The organism is Dyella sp. PARNA 12/25, assembly GCF_055702865.1.
The window spans coordinates 1-26,501 of the sequence record NZ_JBVQCI010000003.1 but is presented as its reverse complement, the minus strand read 5'-3'; the positions used below and the strand labels follow the sequence as shown (position 1 = coordinate 26,501).

The window sequence follows — 26,501 nt, the reverse complement described above, 5'->3', positions numbered from 1 at the left end:
GCGCTTTATCCGGACAAAAAAAGAGGGCCATTGGCCCTCTCTTCTTTACGCTTTCAATCTGATCAGGCGTAGCGGACGCCGGTGATCTCGTAACGCTTAACGCCGTTCGGCGCCTTGAACTCGAAGCTGTCGCCCGCGTTCTTGCCGATCAGCGCACGTGCGATGGGCGAGGACACCGCAATCAGGCGCATCTTGATGTCGGCTTCAAGGTCGCCAACGATCTGATAGGTCACGGCCTCACCGCTTTCCTCATCTTCCAGATCGACGGTGGCGCCAAATACAACACGGCTTCCCGCAGCGAGACGACTCACGTCGATCACTTCTGCCGTAGACAGCAGGGCTTCAAGGGCACCAATACGCCCTTCGATGAAGCTCTGCTGCTCGCGTGCGGCGTGGTACTCCGCGTTCTCCTTGAGATCGCCATGCGCGCGTGCCTCGGCGATGGCCGCGATAATGTTCGGCCGGTCGACGGACTTCAGCTTTTCCAGCTCACTGCGAAGACGATCCGAGCCTGCCTTGGTAATGGGCGCACGACTCATGCGTTCAGTTCCTTGTGCAGTTCCTGCAGGCTGTGCACATCGCCATCGCCGTGGAAGTCGAGCGAATGCACCAGCGCGCGCGCGCCTGCCACCGTCGTGGAGTACGTGACACGCTGCTGCAGTGCCTCGCGTCGGATCGAGAACGAGTCGGCAATGGCAGCCTTACCCTCGGTCGTGTTGACGATATAGACGATCTCGCCGTTCTTGATGAGATCGACGATGTGCGGACGACCTTCGGCCACCTTGTTGATGCGCTCGCAGACCACGCCGTTCTCAGCCAGGTACTTGGCCGTGCCGTCAGTGGCAACCAGGCTGAAGCCACGCTCCAGCACTTCGCGCGCCACGGGCAGCAGGCGAGCCTTGTCCGCATCGCGCACGGACACGAACACCTTGCCCCTCGGCGGCGTCTTGATCGATGCCGCTTCGTGACCACGTGCGAACGCCGCGCCGAAGCTGCGACCCACACCCATCACCTCGCCGGTGGAGCGCATTTCGGGGCCGAGGATCGGATCCACGTTCTGGAACTTCAGGAACGGGAAGATCGCTTCCTTCACCGAGTAGTAGCCCGGAATCACTTCCTTGGTCGCACCCTGTGCCTTGAGCGTACGGCCCGCCATGGCGCGCGCCGCGATCTTGGCCAGCGGGACACCGGTGGCCTTGGACACGAACGGCACCGTGCGAGAAGCGCGCGGATTCACTTCGAGGATGAACACGGTGTCGCCCTGAATGGCGAACTGCGTGTTCATCAGGCCAATGACCTTCAGCTCCTTCGCCATCAGAGCCACCTGACGGCGCAGCTCATCCTGCGTCTCGTTGCTGAGCGAGTACGGCGGCAGCGAACAGGAGGAATCGCCCGAGTGCACGCCGGCCTCTTCGATATGCTCCATGATGCCGCCGACCAGCACGTTGCCTTCAGCGTCGGCGATGACGTCCACGTCCACCTCGACTGCGTGATCGAGGAAGCGATCCAGCAGCACCGGCGAGTCGTTGGAAACCTGCACGGCCTCGCGGATGTAGCGCGTGAGGTCGGCGTCGCTGTGGACAATTTCCATCGCGCGACCACCCAGCACGTAGCTCGGGCGCACCACCAGCGGATAGCCGATTTCGCGAGCCAGCGCCAACGCTTCATCAGCGTTGCGCGCGGTGCGGTTCGGCGGCTGCTTCAGGCCGATCTTTTCGATCATCTGCTGGAAGCGTTCGCGGTCTTCCGCTAGGTCGATGCTGTCCGGCGAGGTGCCGATCACCGGTGCGCCAGCAGCTTCGAGCGCGCGCGCAAGCTTGAGCGGCGTCTGGCCGCCGTACTGCACGATCACGCCCTTGGGCTTCTCGAGGTCGATGATCTCAAGCACGTCTTCCAGGGTCAGCGGCTCGAAATACAGGCGGTCGGAGGTGTCGTAGTCAGTCGACACGGTTTCCGGGTTGCAGTTGACCATGATGGTTTCGAAACCATCCTCGCGCAGTGCGAGTGCCGCGTGCACGCAGCAGTAGTCGAACTCGATACCCTGGCCGATGCGGTTCGGGCCACCGCCGAGCACGATGATCTTCTCGCGGTCGGTCGGGTTGGCTTCGCACTCTTCCTCGTAGGTCGAGTACATGTAGGCCGTGGTGGTGGCGAATTCGGCCGCGCAGGAGTCCACGCGCTTGTACACCGGGCGCACGCCCAGCGTGCGGCGCAGGTGGCGCAGCGCGGCTTCGTTGGTGTCCAGCAGCTCGGCCAGGCGTGCATCGGAGAAGCCCATGCGCTTGAGTTCGCGCATGCGCGACGCATCCAGCGCGGTAATGCCCTGCGCCTTCACGTCCTTCTCGGTCAGCACGATGTCCTCAAACGCGGCGAGGAACCAGGGATCAACGCGGCTGAGGCTGTACACCTCGTCCAGCGTGAGGCCGGCGCGGAACGCATCAGCAAGATGGAAAACGCGATCCGGACGCGGCTCGCGCAGTTCGCGCTTGAGCACGGCCAGACCGTCATCGGTGCTGAGGTCCAGACCGGTCGGATTCAGACCCGTCTTGCCAATTTCCAGGCCACGCAGCGCCTTCTGCAGCGACTCATGGAAGGTGCGGCCCATGGCCATCACCTCACCCACCGACTTCATCTGCGTGGTGAGACGCGCATCAGCGGCCGGGAACTTCTCGAAGGCGAAGCGCGGAATCTTGGTGACGACGTAGTCGATGGTCGGCTCGAACGACGCCGGGGTCAGGCCGCCGGTGATGTCGTTCTTGAGCTCGTCCAGCGTGTAACCCACGGCCAGCTTCGCGGCGATCTTGGCGATCGGGAAACCGGTGGCCTTGGAGGCGAGCGCCGACGAACGCGACACGCGCGGGTTCATCTCGATGACCACCACACGGCCGTCCTCGGCATTGATGCCGAACTGCACGTTGGAGCCACCGGTATCGACGCCGATCTTGCGCAGCACGGCGATGGAGGCATCACGCAGGCGCTGGTATTCCTTGTCGGTGAGCGTCTGGGCCGGCGCGACGGTGATCGAGTCGCCGGTGTGCACGCCCATCGGGTCGAGGTTTTCGATCGAGCACACGATGATGCAGTTGTCCGCCTTGTCGCGGACCACTTCCATCTCGAATTCCTTCCAGCCCAGCACCGATTCCTCGACCAGCACTTCGCCCACCGGCGAAAGATCGAGGCCACGCTTGACGATCTCTTCGAACTCTTCCTTGTTGTAGGCGATGCCGCCACCCGAACCACCGAGCGTGAAGCTCGGGCGGATGATGGTCGGAAAGCCCACTTTCGTCTGTGCCAGCAGCGCCTGTTCAAACGTGCGCACGACTTCGGCCTTCGGGCATTCCAGCCCGATGTCCTTCATGGCGACGCGGAACAGCTCGCGGTCTTCGGCCATGCGGATGGCCTCGCGAGAAGCGCCGATCAGTTCGACGTTGTACTTCTCGAGCACGCCGTTGTCGGCCAGGTCGAGCGCACAGTTGAGGCCGGTCTGGCCGCCCATGGTGGGCAGCACCGCGTCCGGACGCTCCTTGGCGATGATGCGCTCCACCGTCTGCCAGTTGATCGGCTCGATGTAGACGGCATCGGCCGTCTCCGGGTCGGTCATGATCGTGGCGGGGTTGGAGTTCACCAGGATGACGCGGTAACCCTCTTCCTTCAGCGCCTTGCACGCCTGCGCGCCGGAGTAGTCGAACTCACAGGCCTGGCCGATGACGATCGGGCCAGCGCCGATGATGAGGATGCTCTTGATATCAGTGCGCTTAGCCATTCGTGCGGGCCTCCTGCATCAGTGCGGCGAAACGATCAAACAAGTAACCAATGTCGTGCGGGCCGGGGCTCGCTTCCGGGTGACCCTGGAAGCAGAAGGCCGGACGGTCGGTGAGCGCGAAGCCCTGCAGCGAGCCATCGAACAGCGAGGTGTGCGTCACGCGGACGTTCGCCGGCAGCGTGGCCGGGTCCACCGCGAAGCCGTGATTCTGCGAAGTGATCAGCACGCGGCCGTCATCCATATCCTTCACCGGATGATTGGCACCGTGATGACCGAACTTCATCTTCAGCGTCTTGGCGCCGAGGGCGAGGCCCATGATCTGGTGACCAAGGCAGATGCCGAACAGCGGGATCTTCGAATCGAGCAATGCGCGCGTCGCCACGATGGCGTAATCGCATGCCGCCGGATCGCCGGGGCCGTTGGAGAGGAACACGCCGTCGGGCTTCATGGCGAGCACATCGGCGGCCGGCGTCTGCGCCGGTACCACCGTGATGTCGCAACCCTGCTCAGCGAGCAGGCGCAGGATGTTGTGCTTCACACCGAAGTCGTAAGCCACCACCTTGAAGCGTTTGGCCGGCTGATTGAAGGCCGTGCGGTCGAGGTCGTAGACACCTTCGTTCCAGGCGTACGACTCACCGACGCTGACCACCTTGGCCAGATCCATGCCGTTAAGGCCCGGGAAGGCGCGCGCCTTGGCCAGCGCGGCTTCGGCGTCGATCTGCTCGCCAGCGACGATGCAGCCGTTGAGCGCACCCTTGTCGCGAAGGATGCGGGTGAGACGGCGGGTGTCGATGCCGGCAATGGCCACGATACCGTGGCGCTTGAGGTAATCCGGCAGGCTTTCCGTGCTGCGCCAGTTGCTCGGGCGGCGCGGCACGTCGCGTACGATCAGGCCGGCAGCGTGCACCGTATCGGACTCCGCGTCCTCGACGTTGACGCCGGTGTTGCCGATATGAGGATACGTGAGGGTAACGATCTGTTTGGCGTACGAGGGATCGGTGAGGATCTCCTGGTAGCCGGTCATGGCGGTGTTGAAAACCACCTCGCCGACGGTTTCACCAGTCGCGCCCACGGCGTGGCCGTGGAACACGCTGCCGTCTTCGAGGGCAAGCAATGCGGAAATGGGCATGGGAGGCCGCCTTTAGGTGCAGCAAAGTCCGCAAGCCGCTGCGAAAGCAGCTTGTGGACCTTGGTCGAGGAACGTTACAGGGCGGGTGGCAATGATAGGTGCAAGGCCCGTTGGTGTCCACCCGAAAGAGCTGAACACCGACAGGAAAAGGCGCACTTTGGCGGACCCCTCGGGCGCTACACTAGCGCAGTCTCACCCCTGACTGGATGTTCATGAATTCAGCCTCGCTGCTCGATCCCTCTCGCCTCGACCGACCGGACACGGATATACGGCGGGAGCCGTTCCCGTTCCTGATCGCCCACGGGCAGCTGCCGGACGAGGCGCGAGGCGACCTGGAGCGCGATTTTCCACGCTATACCAGCGCCGGTTTCTTCCCTTACGACGCCAGCGACTGTGGCCCGTCGATCAATGCACTGGTGCAGCGCCTGAGTTCGTCCGACTTTGCCAAGGCCATAGGCGAGCGCCTTGGCATCGAGAATCTCGGGCAATACCCCACACTGATCACGCTGTGCCGCTCATTGAACAAGCGCCACGGCACCATCCATACGGATAGCCGATCCAAGGTGGCAACGGCCCTGCTCTACCTCAACAACCTGTGGCCGGACACCAGTGACGGCTGCCTGCGGTTTCTGGGCAGCATCGACAACATCGACAGCATGGTCGCTCCCGAACTCAAGCCCCTCTACGGCGAGTTCGCAGTGTTCAGGCGCTGCGACAACTCCTTCCACGGCCATCTGCCCTACGAGGGCGAGCGCCGCGTGATCCAGGTGGCCTGGCTCACCAGCGAAGAGGAGAAAGCGCGCAAGACCAAGCGCGGCAAGTTCTCGCGCGCCTTCAAGAGGCTGTTCGGCTCGCTCGATCGCAAACTGGGCGCAGACCGCGACCGCAACGCGTCGCATCGCGACTAGAAGCGTGCACGCAAAGGTTGCGCGAGACGCCACCTTGCACACCACCCGCTTTTCACATGTGACTGCCGTAGTGCCACGCGATGTACGCGGCAAACACACCGTACAGCAGCCCCACCGGCATCAACCAACGTGCGTCGACGCGGCCACGGCGGAACATCCACCACAGGTACACCACGGCGACGCCGGTGAGCACGCCGGACACCATCAGCGGCGCATCGAACATCCATGGCGTGGCAAAGATGGCCAAGGAGCTGGGAATGGTCGCCTGGATCATCATGGCGCCCGAGATATTCGCCAACGCCAGGCGCTCCTTACCCTGGCGCACCCAGATCAGGGCATTCATGGTCTCAGGCAACTCCGTAGCCACGGGGCTTAGCACCAGCGCCACAAGATGCGGCGACAATTGCAGCGCCACGCCAATGGCCTCGATCTGCTTCACGAATACGTGCGAGGCGAAAGCGATGACCAGCAGCGCCAGCGTGGTTTGCAGGATCACCCATCCCATCGAAGGATCCGCCGCCTCGGGCCGACATTTCAGCGGCTCCAGCTCCTCTTCCTCCGGAGCCGTGTCGTCGTGTTTCAGCTCGCGCCACACGTACAGCGCGTAGGCGAGAAGAAACAACACACCGAGCCAGGGCTTGAACGCAAAGGCGATCAGGCCAAGTGTGCACTTCACCACGAAGATCGCCAGGAACCACGATTGATCGCGCGCCAGGCGTCCGTGCGCTACACGCACGATGCTGTCGGCACGTTGCAGCCGCCTCCGGTTGGCCCATAGCGCCACACCCACAACGGCATAAGCAACGGTCGCCAGCACCAGGGGGCCACCCATGGCCGCGCCCACGCCGATGTCCTTCTGCTCTGGCGTACGGCCCAGAATCACTGCAACGAACGTGACGGCGCTTTCCGGCAGGGCCGTACCAAACGCCGCAAGGATGGTGCCGGTGGCCGTGGCGCCTAGGTTGAGCTTCTGGCCAAACCATTCCACGCCGTTGACGAAGTACTCGCAGGCGAAATAGATCGCACCAGCCGAAAGCAGGAACCAAAGTGCAATTAGCATGCTTTTTCCAAGGCCGGGCGAGCGGATAACCATTGGCTCACAGACGCGAGCTCGCCCGGCAAAGGTGAGCGCGTCGTGGCCAAAGGTCTCGCCGGGCTGCCGATACCGGTGGTATCGGAGGCCATCCACGCCATGAAGCCGAAGCTTCAAGTCTGTTGACGCGGATTCCTCTGATGCTGCAACCCAAGGCGGGCTGCAAGGGGGTGAGGATGGCTACTCCCCAATGACAGTGGGTGAAATGGTAATGGTGGCTATGCGCTTGGGCAAGCGTGGCGCGACAGGCGCGCCCTATGCGGAAACCTCACGTTTGCTCGTCATCCCCGCGAGGCGCTTTTCAACAACCGAAGGTTGGTCAAGCGGGGATGACGATCTCTCAAGGTTTCATCCGCGAGGACAGCATCAGACTCAGCGTGACGCGCGCTCCGCCAGCATGGCATCGAGGTCATAGTCGCCCGCGCCACGACCACTGAGCCAATGCGCAGCCTCGAGCGCCCCGCGCGCGAAGATGGAACGGTCGGTAGCGCGATGCACCAGCTCCAGTCGCTCGCCCTGCCCCATCAACAGCGCCTCGTGCTCACCCACAATGTCGCCGCCACGCACCACGGCGAAGCCGATGGTGCCGTGCTGACGCGGTCCGGTGCGCCCTTCACGGGCATACACGGCACTCTCACGAAGCGACGTATGACGTGCTGCCGCCGCCGCCTCGCCAAGTGCGAGCGCGGTGCCCGACGGCGCGTCTTCCTTGCGATTGTGATGCGCCTCGACGATATCCAGATCCCACTCAGGCAGTGCCGCCGCCGCTTCGCGCAACAAGCGCGTCAGCACCGCCACGCCCAGGCTGAAGTTGGCCGCACGCAACAAGGCGATCCGCTGAGCCGATGCATTCAATCGTTGTGCGAAGGTCGCATCCAGACCCGTCGTACCAGTGACCAGGGCAACACTATGGGTCTCGCAATACGTGAGCGCTTCAGCCAAACCTGCAGGTCCGCTGAAATCCACCACTACGTCGAGGGTGCCTGCCGCAGGCCAGTCATGCGTGAAGTGGAGACCGTTCTCGCCTACAAACACTGGCTGCCCGAGCTTCTGCGACTGGGGAGAGGTCAGCGCCCCCACCAAGGTGAAGCGCGCATCGTCCTTCACCAATGCAAGCAAGGCCTGTCCCATGCGACCGGTGGCGCCATTGATGGCGAGGCGAACGGGCTTGGTCATACGGCACTTCCTTTCTGGGGCTGGACTGGCGCGGAAGACGCGATGCTACCGCCTGTGGGCACCGACGTGCATGGCACTCGCAAGTCGGCCTCCCAAAATGACAAAACCCCGACCTGGGCCGGGGCTTTGTGTGAGCACATGTGCGGCCAAATCAGGAGGTGACGCGCGACCAGAACTGCTTGACGCCGTCCACCCAGGTCTTGGCCCGTGGCGTGTGCTTGTCAGCCTCGCCGTCGGCGAAGGTCGCCTCGAGCTGCTCAAACAGTTCACGCTGTTGCTTGGTGAGTCGCACTGGCGTTTCCACCACCACACGGCAGACCAGATCACCCGTACGGCTGCTGCGCACCGATTTCACGCCGCGTCCGCGCAGGCGGAACATCTGCCCCGTCTGCGTTTCCGGCGGGATGTTGATCGGCACTTCGCCTTCCAGCGTCGGCACCTGCAGCTCGGCACCCAGCGCCGCCTGCGAGAATCGAATGGGCAATTCGCAATGCAGGTCGTTGCCGTCGCGCTGGAAGATGGCGTGCTCGCGCACACGCACTTCCACGTAGAGATCGCCGGCTTCCGCACCCGAGCCACCGGCTTCACCCTGCCCGGCCAGGCGAATGCGATCGCCGTTGTCCACGCCGGCGGGAATATTCACGGACAGCGCGCGGGTCTCCTCCAGACGCCCCTCGCCGTCGCATTCCTTGCACGGCTTCTCGATGGTCTGGCCAGAGCCGCCGCAATGCGGGCACGCCTGCTGGATGGAGAAGATGCCGTTCTGCATACGCACGCGGCCATGGCCGGCGCAGGTTTTGCAGGTCACCGTCTTGCCGTCATCCGAACCACTGCCGTTGCAGTGGTGGCAATTGACCTGGGTGGGAATCTCGATCTTCTTCTCGACGCCGAACACGGCCTCTTCGAGATCGAGCTCCATGATGTAACGGAGATCCGAGCCGCGACGCGCACGGCCACGGCCACCGCCGCCCATGCCAAAAATGTCACCAAAGATATCGCCGAAAATATCGCCCATGTCGCCGAATCCACCGGCGCCACCGCGACCACCCATGCCGTGCTCGAAGGCGGCATGGCCGTGCTGGTCGTACATCGCACGCTTCTGTGGATCCGACAGCACTTCGTAGGCCTCTTTGGCCTCTTTGAATTTTTCCTGCGCATGCGGATCATCCGGACAGCGGTCCGGGTGGAACTTCATCGCCAGGCGGCGAAAGGACTTCTTCAGATCGCCTTCGCTGACGGTACGTTCAACGCTCAGGATTTCGTAGTAATCACGCTTGCTCATCGTTGCATCCGACATGGACCGCTCACTTCCACATGAATCGAGCGATCCATGTCTCCTCAACAAACAGCCCGCGACCAGACTTGAGTCCGGACGCGGGCTGCGTCAGATCGGCAGCGCCGACCGGCCAATATTACTTCTTGTCGTCCTTGACTTCAGTGAACTCGGCATCGACCACGTCGTCCTGGGCTGCGCCGTGAGCACCGGCGTGAGCGCTGGCCGGCTCGGCCTGGGCACCGCCCTGGGCCGCCGCGTACAGCGCCTGGGCCACCTGCTCGAGCTTCTCGATCTTGGACTCGATGGCACCCTTGTCGTCGCCGTCCTTGACCTTCTCCAGGTCGGACAGAGCGCCTTCGATGCTGCTCAGCTGGTCGGCCGGCACCTTGCCGCCGTGCTCCTTCAGAGCGCTGCGGGTGGCGTGCACCAGCTGGTCGGCCTTGTTGCGGACGCTGACGAGCTCGTGGAACTTGCGATCTTCTTCCTTGTTGGCCTCGGCGTCGGCCACCATGCGGTTGATCTCTTCCTCGGACAGGCCCGAGCCGGCCTTGATCTCGATCTTCTGTTCCTTGCCGGTCTTCTTGTCCTTGGCCGACACGTGCAGGATGCCGTTGGCATCGATGTCGAAGGTCACTTCAATCTGCGGCATGCCGCGCGGCGCCGCGTCGATACCCTGCAGATCGAACTTGCCCAGCGACTTGTTGGCGCTGGCACGCTCGCGCTCGCCCTGCAGCACGTGCACGGTCACGGCGGTCTGGTTGTCGTCGGCGGTGGAGAACACCTGCGAGGCCTTGGTCGGCACGGTGGTGTTCTTCTCGATGAGCTTGGTCATCACGCCACCCATCGTCTCGATACCGAGCGACAGCGGGGTGACGTCGAGCAGCAGCACGTCCTTCACAGTACCGCCCAGCACGCCACCCTGGATGGCGGCGCCAACGGCGACGGCCTCATCCGGGTTCACGTCCTTGCGCGGATCCTTGCCAAAGAAGTCCTTCACCGACTCCTGCACCTTGGGCATGCGGGTCTGGCCACCCACGAGGATCACCTCGTTGATGTCGGACACGCGCAGGCCGGCGTCATTCAACGCGGTGCGGCACGGCTCGATGGTGCGCTTGACCAGGTCTTCCACAAGCGCTTCCAGCTTGGCCCGGGTCAGCTTGATGTTGAGGTGCTTGGGACCGGAAGCGTCGGCCGTGATGTACGGCAGGTTCACTTCGGTCTGGTGGCTGGACGACAGCTCGATCTTCGCGCGCTCAGCGGCGTCCTTCAGACGCTGCAGCGCCAGCGGATCCTTGCGCAGGTCCATGCCCTGGTCTTTCTTGAATTCTTCGACGAGGTAGTCGATGACACGCATGTCGAAGTCTTCGCCACCGAGGAAGGTGTCGCCGTTGGTGGCCAGCACTTCGAACTGCTTTTCGCCGTCCACTTCGGCGATCTCGATGATGGACACGTCGAACGTGCCGCCGCCGAGGTCATACACGGCGATCTTGCGGTCGCCACCGGACTTGTCCAGGCCATAGGCCAGGGCAGCGGCGGTCGGCTCGTTGATGATGCGCTTGACGTCCAGGCCCGCGATGCGGCCGGCGTCCTTGGTGGCCTGGCGCTGGCTGTCGTTGAAGTAGGCCGGCACCGTGATCACAGCTTCGGTGATGGTCTCGCCGAGATAGTCTTCGGCGGTCTTCTTCATCTTCATGAGGACCTTGGCCGAGATCTCCTGCGGAGCCATCTTCTTGCCGTCGGCCGTCTGCACCCAGGCGTCGCCGTTTTCATGGGCAACGATGCCGTAGGGCACGATGTGCAGGTCTTTCTGCACTTCCGCGTCGGTGAACTTGCGGCCGATGAGGCGCTTCACCGCGTAGAAGGTGTTCTTGGGGTTGGTCACGCTCTGGCGCTTGGCCGGCGCGCCCACGAGGACTTCGTTGTCCTTGGTGAAAGCGACGATGGACGGCGTGGTGCGATCGCCTTCCGAGTTTTCGATGACCTTGGCGGTGGTGCCGTCCATCACGGCAACGCACGAGTTGGTCGTGCCCAGGTCGATACCAATGATTTTACCCATGTTGTCTACTCCCGAATTCTTTAAGCGACCCCTCGGCCGCGACTGGTTTCTAGATGGGGCTCTGCGTCCGGCATCTCAATGCCGACAAGACCCCCAAAGCCTTGCCACCGTTGCCGATAGGGGACGCTGTTCAGGCGTCCTCGACCATCGGCTGCGGCGTTACTCCTTGGCGACCGCTACCAACGCGGGGCGCAGAAGCCGATCGTTCAACACGTAGCCCTTCTGCAGCACGTTGACGACCGTGTTGGGGGCCGCACCCGGGGCCTCCACCATGCTCACGGCGTGATGCTTTTCCGGGTCCAGCGGCTGACCCACCGGATCGACCTGCACCAAGCCATTGTTCTCGGCGATCTTCAGCAGCGACTTGAGCGTGAGCGCAATGCCCTCGCGCACGCTGGCCACATCGCCACCTTCCACTTCCAGGCCGCGCTCGAGGCCGTCGTAGACCGGCAGCAGCTCGTTCAACAGCTTCTCGTTGGCGAAACGGCGAGCCTGCTCCACGTCGCGGTGCAAGCGACGACGCTGGTTCTCGATTTCAGCCTTTTCGCGCAGCACCGTGTCGCGCAGCTCCACATTGCTGGCCTCCAGCTCGGCGATACGCGCCTTCAGCGCTTCCAGCTCCGCGTTGACTGCCTCATTGCCCTGCGCCTCGTTGGGCGCCGTTGGATCGTTGCTCTGCATGAATAACTCCAAGCCTTATCCGTGGCCGGTGCGCTAGGCACCAACCGTCAAACACTTGCGGGCAAACCCCGCCTCCCGAGCGCGTTATAGGGTCGTAGCGACGCGATTCAAGGCGTCACTAAGCAAACCGGCCGTCGCCTGGACCACAGGGATCACCCGATCGTACGCCATGCGGGTAGGACCGATCACGCCAACGGCCCCCAAAACACGGCCCTGGGCGCCATAACTGGCCGTGACCACGCTGCACCCTTCCAGCGCAGCAAAACCCGATTCTTCGCCGATAAACAGCCGCACGCCCGGCGCCTTGGCACAGACTTCCATCAGCTGCAGCAGCTCGTTTTTCTGCTGGAACGCCTCGAACAACTCGCGCAGGCGCTCCAGGTTGGCCAGCTCTGAGTAACCCATCAGGTTGGTCTGGCCGCTGACCAGCACGTCGTCCGTCTCGGTCTGAGGGGCAAACGAGGCCGCCGCCAGTTCGACCGCGCTGGACATGAGCCGGTTGAGTTCGCCACTCGCCTCGCGCAGCTCCCGCAGCAGATGCGCCCGGATATCGTCCAGACGCAAGCCGGCAAACTGACTGTTGAGGTAATTGGCCGCCTGCTCCAGCTCGCGGCTGTCCAGCGGCTTGGCCAGCTGGACAATGCGGTTCTGCACCTGGTTGTCGGAAAACACCAGGATCACCAGCACGCGGGCGTCAGGCAGTGCCACAAAGTCGATATGCCGCAGGGGAAAGTCCACCTGTCGCGGCACGGTAACCACCCCGGCAAAGCGGGTCATGGCCGACAACAGGGTCGAGGCATTGCCCAGCAGGTCGCGGGTGGTGGTCGGCCCCGGCGGCAGCTCGCGGCGCAAGCGAGCCATCTCGTCCATCGGCAGTGGCTGAAGCTCGATCAGGCTGTCCACGAACAGGCGCAAGCCGCGCGGCGTAGGCACGCGCCCAGCCGAGGTGTGTGGCGAGGCCACCAGGCCGGCTTCCTCCAGATCGGCCATGATGTTACGGATGGTCGCAGGGCTCACATCCAGGCCGGACGAACGCGACAGCGTGCGCGATCCCACGGGCTCGCCATCGGCGAGGTACTGGGCGATCAATGTGCGCAACAGGCGTCGTGCGCGGGCATCGAGTTGGGCGGCAGGCATGCTGTAGCAATCCGTGAGACAGAGAAGAAATAAGGTCTGGCGGAAAAGTTTGCAAGGAATGGGGTTGGGGAATGGGGAGCGGAAGCGTGACAACCGAGCGCTGCGACACGGCTTAGGCGTCCGGGCCTTCGCCCCCACTACCCGTCCCCCATCCCCTCCCCCTTACAATCCACCGACTTCACCATACCGTCGCCCATGCTCACCTCGCTCTACGTTCGTCATTTTGCCGTCGTCGAAGAAGCCGAGATCGCCTTCGGCCCGGGTCTTACTGTGGTCAGCGGCGAAACCGGCGCGGGCAAGTCCCTGCTGGTGGACGCCCTGATGCTGCTCGCTGGCGCCCGCGCCGACAGCGGCATGGTGCGCGCCGGCAGCGACCGCGCCGAGCTCACCGCCGAGTTCGACCTGACCCACCTGCCCGAGGCGCGCGACTGGCTTCGCCGCGAAGAGCTGGACGAGGAGGACAGCTGCCAGCTGCGTCGCGTGATTCGCGCCGAAGGCAGCTCGCGCGCATGGATCAACGGCCGCCCCGCCAATGCCAGCCAGCTTGGCGAGCTGGCCACACTGCTGGTGGAAATCCACGGCCAGCACGAACACCAAGCACTGCTTTCGCGTGCCCATCAGATGGAGCTGCTCGACGCCTATGCGGGCAACGAAGCGCTGGTGGCGCAAGTGCGCGAGCTGGCGCAGCAATGGCGTGAGCTGGGCAACCGCATCCGCAAACTCAGTGGCGGCGACGACCGCGAACAGCGTATCGAACTACTCACCCACGAACTGGGTGAGCTGGAGAAGTGGGCACTGCCCGCCGGCGAACTTAGTGAGCTGGAAGCCAGCCACAAGCGACTGGCAAACGCCGGCCGCCTCGCCGAAGGTGCTGGGGGCGTGGTCGAGCTGCTTGATGGTGAAAGCGAGTTCGCCTTGCGCCGCGCCTTGGGCCGAGCCCAGCTGGAACTGAGCAAGCTAGCGCCGCTGGACGACCGCCTCGCACCGATGCTGGAAATGCTGGACAACGCCTCGATCCAGCTCAGCGAAGCCGCCGATGGCCTTGGCCGCTACGCGCTGGACGTGGATCTCGACCCTGAGCGCTACGCCGAGGTAGACACCCACTTCACTCGCCTGCACGAACTTTCCCGCCGCCACCGCGTCACCGTGCCGGAGTTGCACGACAAGGCGACCTCGCTACGCATGGAACTGGAAGAGCTGGAGGGCGCCGGTGACGCGCTGGAAAAGCTGGCCAGCCAGCGCGCACGCCTGCAGCAGCAGTACGACGAACAAGCCACGAAACTCAGTGACTCCCGCCAGGACGCTGCGACCCGCCTCGGCGGTGAAGTCAGTGAACTCATGGGCGAATTGGGCATGAGCGGCGGCCGCCTCGTGGTGGAACTCGAACCCACCGCCGAGAGTGACCCCGATGCCCAGGGGCGTGAACGTTGCGAGCTGCTGGTCAGCGCCAACCCTGGCCAGCCTCCGCGCGCCCTGCGCAAAGTGGCTTCGGGTGGCGAACTCGCGCGTATCAGCCTCGCCATTGAAGTGGCCACGCTGGGCAAGGACACCATCGGCACCATGGTGTTTGATGAAGTCGACACCGGCATTGGTGGTGCGGTGGCCGAGGTGGTCGGCCAGAAACTGCGTGCGCTTGGCGGGCAGCGTCAGGTGCTGTGCGTCACTCACCTGCCGCAGGTTGCTGCGCAAGGTCATTCGCACCTGCGCGTAAGCAAGGTCAGCGATGGCGAATCCACGCGCACGCGCATTGAGAAACTCGATGCCAACGGTCGCCGTGATGAGCTGGCGCGGATGCTGGGTGGCGTGGAGATCACGCGCGAGACGCGTGCGCATGCCAAGCAGATGCTGGAGCGGGCGCAGGTTTGAGGTTGCTGGTACTTACCCCTCAGTTTATTCCTCACTGCCATTTCTCCCTCAGCGTCATTCCGGCGAAAGCCGGAATCCAGTGACTTTCTTCACCGAGGCGAAAGAGCCCCAAAGGCAAAGGCACTGGATTCCGGCTTTCGCCGGAATGACGGTGAGGGAATCGAAACGATGAGGGAGGTCGTGCGTCTCTGCGCCTAGCAAGCGCGCCCTTCCGACGGCCCGATCAGTTCTTGCGCGGCAACAACCCGCGCTCAGCGGCCATGCGATAAAGATCCAATTCCGATCCCGCACCCAGCTTGCCCATCAGGCTGGCGCGATGGATGTAGACGGTCTTCTGGCCAATACCCAACTCGCCCGCCACCTGCTTGGGCGCACGCCCTGCCGCCAGCAGCAGGAATACCTCGCGCTCACGTGCCGTCAGTCGATGAATCGGATCACGCGCTTCGCTCGGACGCTCCGCGCGGCGCTTGCGCAAATCCGAGCTGAGAAAACACTCGCCCTGCATCACCGCGCGCAGGCCGGCAACCAGTTCTTCCGGCGCAACACCCTTGGTCACGTAACCGCTGGCTCCGCGGCGCAAAGCCTCGGAAACATAGGGTTCGCCGTCATGCATGCTCAGCACCACGATGCGCGTGTCCGCCGCCACGCTGCGCAAATGTTCAATCAACGGCAAGCCACTGCCATCAGGCAGTGAAAGATCGAGCGCCACGAGATCGGGTCGCCGCGTGCCAACCGCCTCTACCGCATCGTCGGCGCTGCGACACTCCGCAACCACCTCCAGATCCGGTTCCAGTTCGATCAGCCGTTTGAACCCCTCGCGTACGATGGCATGGTCATCGACCAGGACAATGCTGTACATGGGCTGCATGTATAGCAGCACGTGCGGCGGCCGCCTATACCCCCGGCCACGCCATGTACCATCCGCCGATGCGACCGAAATCCTCTTTGCTGCCTGATTCCAGCTTTCTGCTAGGCATTAGCTACTTCCTGCTCTGGCTGTTGCTTTGGCCGACCGAACAGCCCTATTGGATGCTGCCCTACGGCCTGCGCTTCGGCGCTTTGCTGTTGGCACCGGTGCGGAAATGGCCTTGGTTGCTGGGTGCGGAGCTCGCCGCCACCGGCCTGATCGCGGCGACACACGGCATACCGATGGGGTGGACAGGCCTCTTGCTGGGCGAGCTGCCCCAGCCCATCGTGGTGATGATCTGCCTGTGGTTGATGCGGCGCGCCAATCTCCACGCCAGCCTGCGCGACCCGGAAGATGTTGCCCGCCTGTTGCTGTCCGCCGCGTTCACCGTGGCCGCCTCCACCGCGACCGACGCCGTATTGCTGGCGCTGGTGCACGCCAGTCCAAGCTCCGACCTGATGATGCAGGCGCTCGGCCAGGACCTGCTGGGCAACTACGTCGGCGTACTACTGGTCGTGCCACTGCTGGTGATGCTGTTTCGTGCGCGGATGGGCAAGCGCGCTTTCGGCCGGTTGCTGATGGATGGCCTGCTGGTGCTGCTGCCGTCTCTGGCGATTCTGCTGGTGCTCTCTTCGCACGAAGCACCACAGCCGCAGTTCGCCCGCGTGTTGTCATTGGCGCCGGTGCTCTTTTTTGCGTTTCGCCATGGCTGGCGTGGCGCCAGCCTTGCCATGCTGATATCCAGCCTGGGTATCACCCTGGTGGATCACATTTCCGGCCACGGCGCCCCTGGCGCTGCAGGTGAGCTGTTTCTGGCGGTGGCCGGCACAGGTGCCTTGATGCTGGGTTCCGCCACAGACGCGCTGCGCCGTAGCAGCGAGCGCGTGGCCGAGCAGAACGTTTACCTCGCCGCCGTGAATCGCCGCCTTGACCATCTGGCGCGCCAGCTGCGCGACGCCGCGCGCGGCAACCTGCGCACGGAAGAAAACCAGCGTCGGCACATGGCCGCGGAACTGCATGACGAGCTGGGCCAGAACCTCACCGCCATCCACACGCATCTCAAGCTGGCCCAGTCGCGCCTTGCCCAGGCGGGCATGGACGACATCGGCGTCTCCATCAACACCATTCTTGGCCACATGCGCCGTGCGCTGCATCGCTTGCTCGACGACCTGCGCCCTGCCGTGCTCGACGAATTTGGTCTGCTGCGCGCACTGGACGAAGGCCCCATCCGCGACCTGCTCAATGCCGCCGGCGTGGCCTACCGCACCGATCTGCACGGTGACCCGCGCCTGCTCGATGACGACACCCGCACCGTGGTCTACCGCCTGGTGCAGGAGAGCGCCACCAACGCGGTGAAGCACGCCCATGCCGACACCTTCCAACTGCGCCTGCGTATCGGCGAACGGCAAGGCGTGGCGCTGGCCCTGCTCGACATCCGCGATAACGGCATTGGCCTGCCTGCGCGCATGCCGCGTGGCGGCCGTGGCATGCAGGGCATGCGTGACCGGGTAACGTCCCTGGGCGGCCTTTTTCGGGTACGCCCCGAGTCGCAAGGCGTCCATCTGCGCATTTTGTTGCGCAGCAACACGCAAACTAGTGACGTAGCTCGCACTTAGGATCGTTACATAGGAAATTTTCCGATACCCGGCTTGTGAAGGCTTCGTTAGGCTGGATCCATCGATGTGGGGGAGCCACCATCGCAAGATGGTGAGCCATGCCAACCGTGGGGACGGTGGGCATGAAAAACGGCAGGATGCCGTTTCGCCGCTATCGGTGGCAAAACCAGGTTACGCGAGCAACTCGCCTTCCTCTGGAGCCATCCGATAACGGATCAAGCCGCAGGGCGGACAGGAGTCCTCCCGCGGCTTTTTTTATGGGCGCTTTTCAGCCTTGGCTTGAGCAACGGCGTTCCTCGGCCACACTCGCCTCGCAGCGGCACGAACCTGTTATCACTTTTTGTGGGAGCCCACCCTGTGGGCGACAAGCCGACGGAGCGTGCACAACATCGCTCTGCGGTCGCGCACAAGGTGCGCTCCTAGAGGTGAGACGCCGACTCAGTGCCCTCTAGCCTTTCGCAGGACACCGCCCAAAACAAAGGCCGATGGCGTCACCGCCACCGGCCTGCACACCTTCCGGACGCCCGGACTTACTTGTTGCGGTGCTTGGGCCGCACGTACAGCACCAGACTGTGGTCCTCGATGACGTAGCCGTGGCGCGCAGCAATTTCATGCTGCAGGCGCTCGATTTCCTCACTGAAGAACTCAATCACCTTTCCACTGTCTACATCGATCATGTGGTCATGGTGCTTGCCGCGGTCCAGCTCGTAAACGGCCTGGCCACCCTCGAAGTTGTGCTTGACCACGATGCCGGCCGCCTCGAACTGGGTCAGCACCCGGTAAACGGTGGCCAGCCCGATGTCTTCCTGGTCGGCCAGCAGGCGTTTGTAGACGTCTTCGGCGGTGAGGTGGTGAACCTCCTCGTCCTCGAAGATCTGCAGAATGCGCATGCGAGGGTGGGTGACCTTAAGCCCGGCTTTGCGCAGTTCTTTGGTTTCTTGTTCCATAGCCAACTCCACGCACACGGCTCCACAGGGCCGTTAGTGTATCATCCGAACCTTTACGATCCGGACGCAACACGCATGCATAAGCTGATTCGCACGCTGGGTTTTGCCTTGCTGGCCCTTTCGCTGGCCAGCTGCCGTCTCATCTATACCCCAGACGTGTCGCAGGGCAACCTGCTCGACAAGAAGACCGTGGATCAGCTGCAGCCGGGCATGACCAAGCGTCAGGTACTGGTTCTGATGGGCTCCCCCTCGGTGAACTCGCCCTTCAACCAGAACCAGTGGGATTACGTCTCCACCCAGCAGCATCGTGGCGGTGACATCAAGGTCCGTACGCTCACGCTCACGTTCAACAACGATACGCTGGTGCGCACCGAAGGCGATTTCTTTGCCGAAGACGCCCAAAAGCTGGTCAACGACACCAAGAAGTACCACGCCAGCTATCCGGTGGACGAAACCAAGGGTGACAAGAACACCGGTTCCGGCGGTGGCGACAAGGGCGGTGACAAGGGTGGCGACAACGGCGGCGGCAACGACGGCCACTGATGCCAGCTAGCCGGCGTCAGCCCTCGTGGGCGCGGCGCCGGCGGGCTTCCTTGGGGTCCAGCGTGAGCGGCCGGTAGATTTCCACCCGGTCGCCCTCGCCCACCAGCTGATCCGGCGTCACCTTGCGGGAAAAAATGCCCAGCCGCGCCGGATCGATCACCAGCCCCGGAACCGCCTGGGCGATGCCCGAAGCCTCGATGGCCTGCATCACTGAGCTGCCCATGGGCACGGTCACCTGACGCACCCACTGGCTGTCTGGCCCCGCATAGGCCACTTCCACGGTGATCTGCTCAGGCATAGGCGCGCTCCGCCTCGCGGCAGAAATCGTCGACCATGCGGCCTGCCAGACCCTGAAAGCCCAGCTTTAGCGCAGTGCCGCCCAACTTGCCCGCGTAGTCGAAATCCAGTGCAAAGGACACCTTGCAACCGGCGTCGCCCAGCGCGATGAACTGCCACAGCCCATCCAGGCTGCGGAACGGGCCATCCACCAGGTTCATGTGCAGGCTCTTCGGCTTCTCGGTGCTGTTGCGGGTAGTAAAGCTCTGGCGGAAACCGGCGTACTTGAGATCCAGCCGAGCCACCAGCACATCGTCACCGCGCTCCAGCACCTCGGCGCCGACACACCACGGGAACCGCTTTGGGTATGCTTCGACGTCATTCACCAGGTCGAACATCTGAACCGGGGAATATCGCACCAGGGCGCTGCGGCGGATCTCGATCACTTCAGCCTCTTCTTGAGCATTTTCCAAGATCGCCGCTCCAGCGGCCGGATCATCATCAGGGCAAACAGCCCGAAGTTTAACGGACATGGCCAAGCCTAAGGACAAAGACAAAAACGCGGGCGGCACCATTGCGCTCAACAAGCGCGCTCGCCACGAGTACCACATTGACCAGCGCTTCGAGGCCGGCGTGGAGCTGCAAGGCTGGGAAGTGAAGTCACTGCGTGCGGGCCGCATCAACTTCGGCGACAGCTACGCCATGGTGATCCAGAACGAGATCCAGCTGGTGGGCACTTCCATTCCGCCGCTGATCAGCGCCTCCACCCACGTGGTGGCCAACGATCGCCGCACGCGCAAGCTGCTGCTGCATCGTGCGGAGATCGACCAGCTCATCGGCGCCGTCGAGCGCAAGGGCTACACCCTCATCCCCATGGCCATGTACTGGAAAGGCAACAAGGTGAAGGTGGAAATAGGCCTGGCCAAGGGCAAGCAAGACCACGACAAGCGCGAGACCGAAAAAGAGCGCGACTGGCAACGCGAAAAACAGCGCACCATGCGCGCCCACAACCGCTCAGCCTGACGACGCTCGCCAGGATCCTGGTTCGCCCTCGGAAAGGCCCACCACGCCTTTGTGCAGCGTCATGTTCATGGCATCCACCGAGGTGCCAAAGCCGAGGCGCTCGTAAATGCGGTGGGCCGAAGCCGTGGAATGCAGGTTGAGCGAATCCACCCCGTGCTCCCGCGCCGCCGCGCCCACCGCGGCGATCAGCGCGGCAGCGATGCCCTGGCGGCGATGGCTAGGCTTCACGTACATATTGAGGATGTACCAGCCCACGCCGCTGCGGAAAAACGCCGAGGGCATGTGCGTATAGGGGTGCGCTGCCACGCAGCCGGCCACGCGCCCCTCCGACTCGGCCAGCCAGGCCAACAAGCGGCTCTCCGGCAAAGCCTCCTCAATCCAGCCGCGCAACTGGTCAGCAAAGCCCCCCGGCAGCTGCTGATGAAGTTCCTCTTCAAGAAACGCGCAGCGCAAATCGGTCAAAACACCTGCATCGTGCAGCCCTGCCTGACGTATCCGCATCATGGCCCTGCCCTTCCGGTGGTGGACTGCGGACAACAATAGCGGCGATATACCGCCTTGATGAAAGGCCACCTACCTCCATATACTGACTGGCCAGCAATCGTTTCCCCGGGGGTGTCATGGCTTCGACGGGGGTAGTGAGATGGCTTGGTGCATGCCGAGGGGGCAGCTTTCCTCGTTAATCCAGCGGCAAAACTCATAGTTGCCAACGACGACAACTACGCTCTGGCCGCTTAAGGCCTAGCCCCGAACCCACTTGTGCTCGTGCTCGTGGATGTAGGGTCATTATCACGAGATCGCCCGAAGCTGCCGCCTGTCGGTAAGGGCTAAATCAAGCAGGCTGGTCCTTCGATGCGCTTTGCACGCTGTGCTGTCGCGGGACGAGATCTAACGGCGAGCTAAGCATGTAGTACCGGGCGTCAATCGCCTTCGGACGCGGGTTCGACTCCCGCCACCTCCACCAATAAGCAAAAAGCCCGGCGAGAAATCGCCGGGCTTTTTTGTTTGCTCCGAGAGCGACGTGACTGGTGGCTATGGGCAATTAGCCTGGTCGTGCGCATATCAACTGTCTGAAAGTGCACTCTGACCCGGGTTTTCAGCAAGGCGAGGCTGTCGCAACTGTGCTTCCCAGGAGCAACGCAGCTAAGAGCAACGAACGCATACGCCTCCTTATTTGGAGCCTCTGTAATGTCTGCTTCGGGTCGGAAGCAGATATTGCAGCCAATGACTTATCGGCGGAGCCCACTAAGTAATTCTACTCAAGGAAACTCCTGCATTTTTCCGATGCGCGCGACGTGCGACTGCCTCAGGCTCTGGGTGGCCATCCACGTATGCACGCATGCAAATCGGAGATCCCATGAAGCTACTGCCCGCTGTAATTATGGCCACGGCCATGGCACCGCTTACCGTCACTGCAGCAGACAAGACTGAGACAATCGATACTCCGGTCGGAAAACTTTCGTTTGAGAACGGCGGTTATCCCACGCAGGAGACGGTCCAGAAGCTTTACGACACCATGGATTTTCAGCGTGCCTGCCAGGGCTATATCTGGGGCATTCCTGCGGTCGGCCTGAACCAGTGGCGTCGTGCTCACTACAACGTCTTTGGCGGAAAGAACGGTGAAATGCTGTCTTACCTGGATTTCAAGGAAAAGCTCGGCATCCTCACTCCCAATTACACGACGCCATACATCGCCACCTTTATCGACCTTCAGGAAAGTGGGCCAATGGTGGTGGAACTGCCACCCGGGCTGATGGCTGGCATGATTCTCGATGAATGGCAGCGGGTGCTATCCGATCTTGGCGTTGTCGGGCCTGACAAGGGAAAAGGTGGCAAGTACCTGATTCTTCCCCCGGGCTACAAAGGCAAAGTCGATGCCAAAGACTACTTTGTGGTGCAGTCGACCAGTCGTGATGTTCTGGCTGGAGTCCGTCTGCTTGGCCCGGACAAGCAGAAAGAGATCGCAGCGATCGTTCCCCACATCAAGACCTACTCATGGTCGCCAAAAGGAACTGGCGCCCCGATGTCCGTTCGTCCCGCGGGCGACAAAGAGTGGAACCAAGAGCCACCGCGAGGCATCGCCTATTGGGATAGCCTCAACGAAGTGATTCAGCGCGAATCTATCGACGAGCGCGATCGCCTGGTTCTTGCGCAACTCCGCTTTCTCGGGATCGAGAAAGGCAAGCCATTCAATCCTGATGCAAGGCAAAAGAAGATACTCGAAGACGGCGTGATCGTCGGCGAAGCCATGGCGAAAGCCAACACGTCGGACAAGCGCGTGGAACCGCCATTTTGGCAAGGAACGCACTGGAAGCACGCACTGGTGGTGTCCACCGATCAGCGAGCCCCCAATTACGATCAACTGGACGAACGAGCAGCATGGTTCTACGAGGCCGTGGTGGTTTCCCGTGGCATGTTGACGACAACTCCCGGCTTTGGTCAGCGTTACATCGCGAGCTACCAAGACAAGGACGGTCATTGGCTCAACGGAAGCAATACATACAAGCTGCACGTACCGGCGAACCCGCCAGTGACTCAGTTCTGGTCGGTAACGTACTACGACGAAGGCACCCGTCGGATGATTGCTACGCCACAAGGTCGCCCGGATCTCTCTTCGCGCAAAGAGGATCTGGTCAAGAATAGCGACGGTTCAATCGATGTCTACTTTGGGCCAAAAGCACCAGCAGGCAAGGAAACGAACTGGGTTCAAACGTTGCCAGGCAAGAGCTGGTTCACCTATTTCCGCTTCTATGGCCCGACCGAAGCCTTCTTCGACAAGTCGTGGGCACTTCCCGATTTCGAGAAGATCAACTGACTTGTTCCCCCGCTCGGTGGAACGTTGGCCACCAGTTCGCCTAATAGGCAAGCGCGTTGCTTCTCTTCTGGACTCGATCTATAGGGGTAAGCCATGAACGTTCGGTTGCGTATTTCGGCGCTCATTTTGCCAATGTTGCTTGTATTTTGTGCTCAGGTGATGGCCCAGGATGAGCACTGCAATGGCTTCCCTCTGCTTTGCGTTGCAGTACTTGTAGAGCTTGTTGTCCAACCCGCCGGAATAGAGGTGGAATAGCAACTGGTCGCCATACCAACCATAGCCGTAAGTGGGTTCCGCAAATGCTAGTCGGGCCAGCGAAGGCATATAGAACGCTGTGCCTTCAGGACTGGAGAAGCACAGCGGCTCCCACCCAGGGTTCCCAACGTCTTGGATAGCAAGTGTCTCGCGGGTACGACTCGTTAGCAGCTCGTCGTGCTCGGCGCACTCCTCGCAATGGGTGTAGTTCGTGAAATGAACGGGCTTAGGCAATGAACCAAATGCCAGATCTACGGCCGCAATGGCCTCAGAATGCGTCACCATCATCCAATTCCATGCTCGATTAGCTGCCCACTATGGTGCATCTCGGGAAGGTCCGCTTCGGGTCGAACGCGGACCTTACCGGAATTTTCCGGACGCCGTCAGAAGTCTGTCTTCGGCAATCAGATGTTCTCTATGTCGTTGAGCTTCCAAGACTTGTCGAACCACGGCTTCAGCGGCCCGTAGAGGCGAAACAATGCAAACCAGCTCTTGCCTGGAATGGTTTGTATCCAGTTGCCCTGCTTGCCGGCCGGCGCCTTCGGACCGAAATAGAGATCGACGGAGCCGTCGGCATTCTTCTGGATGCTCTTCTGGCTGGAGAGGCTGGGGAACTGCTGATCCGTCTGCAGCATCGAACGTGTCTGCGTGTCGTAAAGCACGATGGACCAGAAATCCTTCGCCGGCGGATTGGCGTCCACATGCAGCCGGTAGTTCTTGCTGCCGTCGAACGCGTCGCCATGCACATCGACAAGCGCTCCGGCATACTGCGAGCCCACACCTTCCATCGCGACAGCCATCGCGGGCGTGTTGACAGTGGCCATGTAGAAGAACGCGGTGCGCGCGTCGAAGTTGCGCGCGCCACCTTTGGTCAGCCACTCGTAGCTGCCGCCGATGAAGGCCGTGTTCCAGTGGCGATCCGGGTAGATCGGTGCTTCCGGATCGCGGTTGCGAAAATTGATGGAACGCGCCGTGGCGTTGCCCACGGCCACGGCCTCGGTAAGGATTTTTTTCATCCGCGCATCGGGTGCGAAAGGTTGGCCCTTCTTCATGCCGATGGCGTTGAAAAGGCCCATCATGTCAGGGCCATAAGAGTCCTCGGGCTCCTCCTGCACGATCTCGTTGAGTTCCTCGAAGAAGTGGTAGTCGTTGGCGTGGATCGTGTTCATCACACGCCCGGACAGATTGACGAACTTGGCGGGATGTTGCGCCGCGGCTTCCGAAAGCGGGTACACCCTCATGGTTTTCCGGATGAGTTCCGCCGTCGGCTTCGGGCTGCCGTTCCGCATGAAGCCGCGACCGAGCACGATGTTGCCGTACGTCGGCGACTTGTAGACGAAATAGCCGCTGGGCGGCGTGCCCTTGTAATCAGGAGGAAGTATCAAGAATTTGCCGCCTTTGCCCTTGTCCGGTCCGGCGTTGCCCATGTCGCACACGTAGCGAAACCAGAAATCGTTGACCACGCCGAGCACGTCCGGCGGGCTTTCCACCACGATCGGCCCGTTCTTTAGGTCGATCCAGGTGGCGTAATAGATGCTTTCCGAATTGGGCGTGAGGAACAGCGACTTGGAATCCATCAGCGATTCGAAGATGCCGACAGTGCCATTGACCGATCCTGTCGCGCGGGAGCCGTTGCGAATGGCCACCATCGACGCGCCCGGAATGCCATTGAGGAAGGTTTCAACGCCGCGCACAAAATCGAGTTCGTCGTACGCCTTCTGCGCTGTCTCCTTGGAGGGAACGCCATCGAAGAAATCGAGCTCGCCGATACGCGTTTGCACCTTCGACGGCGTGGTGATTTCGGGCGGAATGGGCGTGGTCATCTTGTAATGCGATTGCGCATGGGCAGAGAAAGCACATGCGAAGGCGATGTACGCCGCAGGGAATGCTACGAAGCTGATCTTTGCCACGTCCCGCTCTCCGTCGGAAGGAGGCGTCAGATTGAATCAGGCCGCGGCTTCTGAGAACCGAAATTCCACGGAGGCTTTTTACGTAGAAGTACGGGGAGGCGGTTATCTATCTCCGTCTGGCGCCAGGGTCCGTTATGGGTCGGAAGCGGACACTTGGAAGCACGCCAAAGAGTTGGGCCAGAGACATACTCTGTCACGCAAAAGTACCTCCGGCACCCTTCCTCAACTCGATATGCGCCTGAATCGAGTTATTACCGTCACGCTGATGGGTCTTTTAACGCCTGGACGCGGCGGCCCCATCAATCTGTCGAGATCATCTTTGGTTTGGGTGAGCGTAAGAGTCAAAGTTTGGTCGTCTACTTCGACGTTCTTGGAAGCCACCAGGCCGAGCTGCACATTCAAGTCGGAATCGGTGATTGTCTGTTGAATCCGATTTCCGTCCAGCCAAATAAATGTGCCAGAGGATTGATGCCCCGGGGACACAAGAGACCAGGTTCCGTCCGACTTGAATTCGGCAACCGTGTTTTCCCCTTGCACCCCAGCGTTCGACGCCACTCCGTCGACTATCCGCGTCAGCTCAACATGCTTCCACTTGCCAATTAGCATCGTCCGAGCATCAGTTTTGCTCGGGGCGAGAGGACGTACTTGAGCAACATCCTGTTGGCGACTCGGTCCGATTTCTTTGCCACTCGGCCCATTCGTGGTGCATCCGGCAAGCAATAGCATCAGAGGAAAAAGGTTCAGCCATCGATACGTCATATTGGAGAGGCTCCATTAACTTTCATGGTGGCGAGAACTACGAGGGACCTGCCGAACCCCGTGTCCTTTGGCGATCAAGATTAGGTCCGCTTCGCGTCGCAAGCGGACACGCGTGACTCATGTTCATTTTTGGCTACGTCTAGTCACGTAGATAGAACGAGTAGCCCATCAAATTTCGCTTGACGAACCCGGCTAGCAAGCCAACCGAATCCACGCTTTCCGTCGCTAACAAAGGAACTTCGCCCTCGTTGGCATCTGCATAGGCACCTCCAGGGCACCATTCTGACAGCACCGACTTCTTGGCCAGTAGTTCTGCTCGCGCACTGTTTTCAGCCTTGATGAATCGAGTCGCAAAGAACCCAATT

The 26,501-nt window shown here is 62.0% G+C and carries 24 protein-coding genes, 1 other RNA gene and 1 riboswitch; of the genes, 7 read left to right on the top strand and 18 right to left on the bottom strand.

Annotation, left to right across the window (positions count from 1 at the left end; all coding sequences use genetic code 11):
* Positions 1–62: 62 nt before the first annotated feature.
* Genes greA through carA form a run of 3 tightly spaced genes read right to left on the bottom strand, consistent with a single transcriptional unit; the run spans position 63 to position 4,892 of the window.
* Positions 63–539 (bottom strand): transcription elongation factor GreA, encoded by a 477-nt coding sequence (gene greA, locus AC0GUR_RS07835; protein WP_472876902.1) that lies wholly within the window; start codon positions 537–539, stop codon positions 63–65.
* The gene (gene carB / locus AC0GUR_RS07830; RefSeq protein ID WP_472876901.1) at positions 536–3,763 is read right to left on the bottom strand and encodes a carbamoyl-phosphate synthase large subunit; all 3,228 of its coding nucleotides are present in this window, start codon (positions 3,761–3,763) and stop codon (positions 536–538) included. Before carB ends, greA begins: the two co-directional genes overlap by 4 nt.
* Positions 3,756–4,892 (bottom strand): glutamine-hydrolyzing carbamoyl-phosphate synthase small subunit, encoded by a 1,137-nt coding sequence (gene carA, locus AC0GUR_RS07825; protein WP_472876900.1) that lies wholly within the window; start codon positions 4,890–4,892, stop codon positions 3,756–3,758. Before carA ends, carB begins: the two co-directional genes overlap by 8 nt.
* Positions 4,893–5,104: 212 nt before the next feature.
* Between carA and AC0GUR_RS07820 the strand changes: the two genes are divergently transcribed.
* Positions 5,105–5,800, top strand: a complete 696-nt coding sequence (locus AC0GUR_RS07820) for a 2OG-Fe(II) oxygenase (RefSeq protein ID WP_472876899.1) — start codon at positions 5,105–5,107, stop codon at positions 5,798–5,800.
* A 52-nt stretch (positions 5,801–5,852) separates the two neighbouring features.
* Here AC0GUR_RS07820 and AC0GUR_RS07815 read toward each other — a convergent pair whose 3' ends face one another.
* The 6 genes from AC0GUR_RS07815 to hrcA form a co-directional block, all read right to left on the bottom strand.
* On the bottom strand, positions 5,853–6,860 hold the full coding sequence (locus AC0GUR_RS07815) for a sodium:calcium antiporter (protein ID WP_472876898.1): 1,008 nt from the start codon (positions 6,858–6,860) through the stop codon (positions 5,853–5,855).
* Between the two features lie 93 nt (positions 6,861–6,953).
* A riboswitch (yybP-ykoY riboswitch) is annotated at positions 6,954–7,094 on the bottom strand.
* 171 nt (positions 7,095–7,265) lie between these two features.
* Complete coding sequence (gene dapB, locus AC0GUR_RS07810) at positions 7,266–8,069, bottom strand: 4-hydroxy-tetrahydrodipicolinate reductase (RefSeq protein WP_472876897.1); 804 nt, start codon at positions 8,067–8,069, stop codon at positions 7,266–7,268.
* A 151-nt stretch (positions 8,070–8,220) separates the two neighbouring features.
* Positions 8,221–9,351 carry a molecular chaperone DnaJ gene (gene dnaJ, locus AC0GUR_RS07805; RefSeq protein WP_472876896.1) on the bottom strand — a complete coding sequence of 377 codons (1,131 nt, stop codon included), beginning with the start codon at positions 9,349–9,351 and terminating at the stop codon, positions 8,221–8,223.
* 130 nt (positions 9,352–9,481) lie between these two features.
* Positions 9,482–11,401, bottom strand: coding sequence for a molecular chaperone DnaK (dnaK, locus tag AC0GUR_RS07800; protein ID WP_472876895.1), 1,920 nt, complete (start codon positions 11,399–11,401; stop codon positions 9,482–9,484).
* A 159-nt stretch (positions 11,402–11,560) separates the two neighbouring features.
* Entirely contained in the window at positions 11,561–12,082 is a 522-nt protein-coding gene (gene grpE / locus AC0GUR_RS07795; protein WP_472876894.1) for a nucleotide exchange factor GrpE, read from the bottom strand.
* Between the two features lie 84 nt (positions 12,083–12,166).
* Positions 12,167–13,219: a heat-inducible transcriptional repressor HrcA gene (gene hrcA / locus AC0GUR_RS07790; protein ID WP_472876893.1), complete on the bottom strand. Its 1,053-nt coding sequence runs from the start codon at positions 13,217–13,219 to the stop codon at positions 12,167–12,169.
* A gap of 195 nt (positions 13,220–13,414) precedes the next feature.
* On the opposite strand from hrcA, the gene recN reads away from it, so the two are divergent.
* On the top strand, positions 13,415–15,085 hold the full coding sequence (gene recN, locus AC0GUR_RS07785) for a DNA repair protein RecN (protein WP_472876892.1): 1,671 nt from the start codon (positions 13,415–13,417) through the stop codon (positions 15,083–15,085).
* A gap of 223 nt (positions 15,086–15,308) precedes the next feature.
* Here the strand turns inward: recN and AC0GUR_RS07780 are convergent, their stop codons facing one another.
* Positions 15,309–15,944 carry a response regulator transcription factor gene (locus tag AC0GUR_RS07780; RefSeq protein ID WP_267225929.1) on the bottom strand — a complete coding sequence of 212 codons (636 nt, stop codon included), beginning with the start codon at positions 15,942–15,944 and terminating at the stop codon, positions 15,309–15,311.
* Between the two features lie 68 nt (positions 15,945–16,012).
* Here AC0GUR_RS07780 and AC0GUR_RS07775 point away from each other — a divergent pair, with 68 nt between their 5' ends.
* Positions 16,013–17,608, top strand: coding sequence for an MASE1 domain-containing sensor histidine kinase (locus tag AC0GUR_RS07775; protein ID WP_472876891.1), 1,596 nt, complete (start codon positions 16,013–16,015; stop codon positions 17,606–17,608).
* A 530-nt stretch (positions 17,609–18,138) separates the two neighbouring features.
* Here the strand turns inward: AC0GUR_RS07775 and fur are convergent.
* Positions 18,139–18,555 (bottom strand): ferric iron uptake transcriptional regulator, encoded by a 417-nt coding sequence (gene fur, locus AC0GUR_RS07770; RefSeq protein WP_472876890.1) that lies wholly within the window; start codon positions 18,553–18,555, stop codon positions 18,139–18,141.
* Positions 18,556–18,630: 75 nt separating this feature from the next.
* On the opposite strand from fur, the gene AC0GUR_RS07765 reads away from it, so the two are divergent.
* On the top strand, positions 18,631–19,098 hold the full coding sequence (locus tag AC0GUR_RS07765; protein ID WP_472876889.1) for an outer membrane protein assembly factor BamE: 468 nt from the start codon (positions 18,631–18,633) through the stop codon (positions 19,096–19,098).
* Between the two features lie 16 nt (positions 19,099–19,114).
* Here the strand turns inward: AC0GUR_RS07765 and AC0GUR_RS07760 are convergent, their stop codons facing one another.
* Together AC0GUR_RS07760 and AC0GUR_RS07755 are read right to left on the bottom strand one after the other, a co-directional pair.
* Complete coding sequence (locus AC0GUR_RS07760) at positions 19,115–19,396, bottom strand: RnfH family protein (protein ID WP_472876888.1); 282 nt, start codon at positions 19,394–19,396, stop codon at positions 19,115–19,117.
* Positions 19,389–19,820, bottom strand: a complete 432-nt coding sequence (locus AC0GUR_RS07755) for a type II toxin-antitoxin system RatA family toxin (protein WP_472877363.1) — start codon at positions 19,818–19,820, stop codon at positions 19,389–19,391. The genes AC0GUR_RS07760 and AC0GUR_RS07755 overlap by 8 nt, the downstream gene beginning before the upstream one ends.
* Positions 19,821–19,905: 85 nt before the next feature.
* Between AC0GUR_RS07755 and smpB the strand changes: the two genes are divergently transcribed.
* Positions 19,906–20,397 carry an SsrA-binding protein SmpB gene (gene smpB / locus AC0GUR_RS07750; RefSeq protein ID WP_472876887.1) on the top strand — a complete coding sequence of 164 codons (492 nt, stop codon included), beginning with the start codon at positions 19,906–19,908 and terminating at the stop codon, positions 20,395–20,397.
* Here smpB and AC0GUR_RS07745 read toward each other — a convergent pair.
* Positions 20,389–20,901, bottom strand: coding sequence for a GNAT family N-acetyltransferase (locus AC0GUR_RS07745; RefSeq protein ID WP_472876886.1), 513 nt, complete (start codon positions 20,899–20,901; stop codon positions 20,389–20,391). The two genes, smpB and AC0GUR_RS07745, sit on opposite strands and share 9 nt — an antisense overlap.
* 107 nt (positions 20,902–21,008) lie before the next feature.
* Here AC0GUR_RS07745 and ssrA point away from each other — a divergent pair.
* Both ssrA and AC0GUR_RS07735 read left to right on the top strand, forming a co-directional pair.
* Positions 21,009–21,361, top strand: a transfer-messenger RNA (tmRNA) gene (gene ssrA, locus AC0GUR_RS07740).
* A 393-nt stretch (positions 21,362–21,754) separates the two neighbouring features.
* The gene (locus AC0GUR_RS07735; protein ID WP_472876885.1) at positions 21,755–23,212 is read left to right on the top strand and encodes a DUF1254 domain-containing protein; all 1,458 of its coding nucleotides are present in this window, start codon (positions 21,755–21,757) and stop codon (positions 23,210–23,212) included.
* Between the two features lie 78 nt (positions 23,213–23,290).
* On the opposite strand, the gene AC0GUR_RS07730 is transcribed toward AC0GUR_RS07735, so the two are convergent.
* The 4 genes from AC0GUR_RS07730 to AC0GUR_RS07715 all read right to left on the bottom strand — a co-directional run.
* A complete protein-coding gene (locus AC0GUR_RS07730; RefSeq protein ID WP_472876884.1) occupies positions 23,291–23,755 on the bottom strand; it encodes a hypothetical protein in 465 nt (154 codons plus the stop codon).
* Between the two features lie 116 nt (positions 23,756–23,871).
* Complete coding sequence (locus tag AC0GUR_RS07725; protein ID WP_472876883.1) at positions 23,872–25,377, bottom strand: DUF1254 domain-containing protein; 1,506 nt, start codon at positions 25,375–25,377, stop codon at positions 23,872–23,874.
* Between the two features lie 222 nt (positions 25,378–25,599).
* Entirely contained in the window at positions 25,600–26,136 is a 537-nt protein-coding gene (locus tag AC0GUR_RS07720; RefSeq protein ID WP_472876882.1) for a hypothetical protein, read from the bottom strand.
* A gap of 139 nt (positions 26,137–26,275) precedes the next feature.
* Positions 26,276–26,501, bottom strand: a 226-nt coding sequence (locus AC0GUR_RS07715) for a hypothetical protein (RefSeq protein ID WP_472876881.1), incomplete at its 5' end; no start/stop codon positions are given.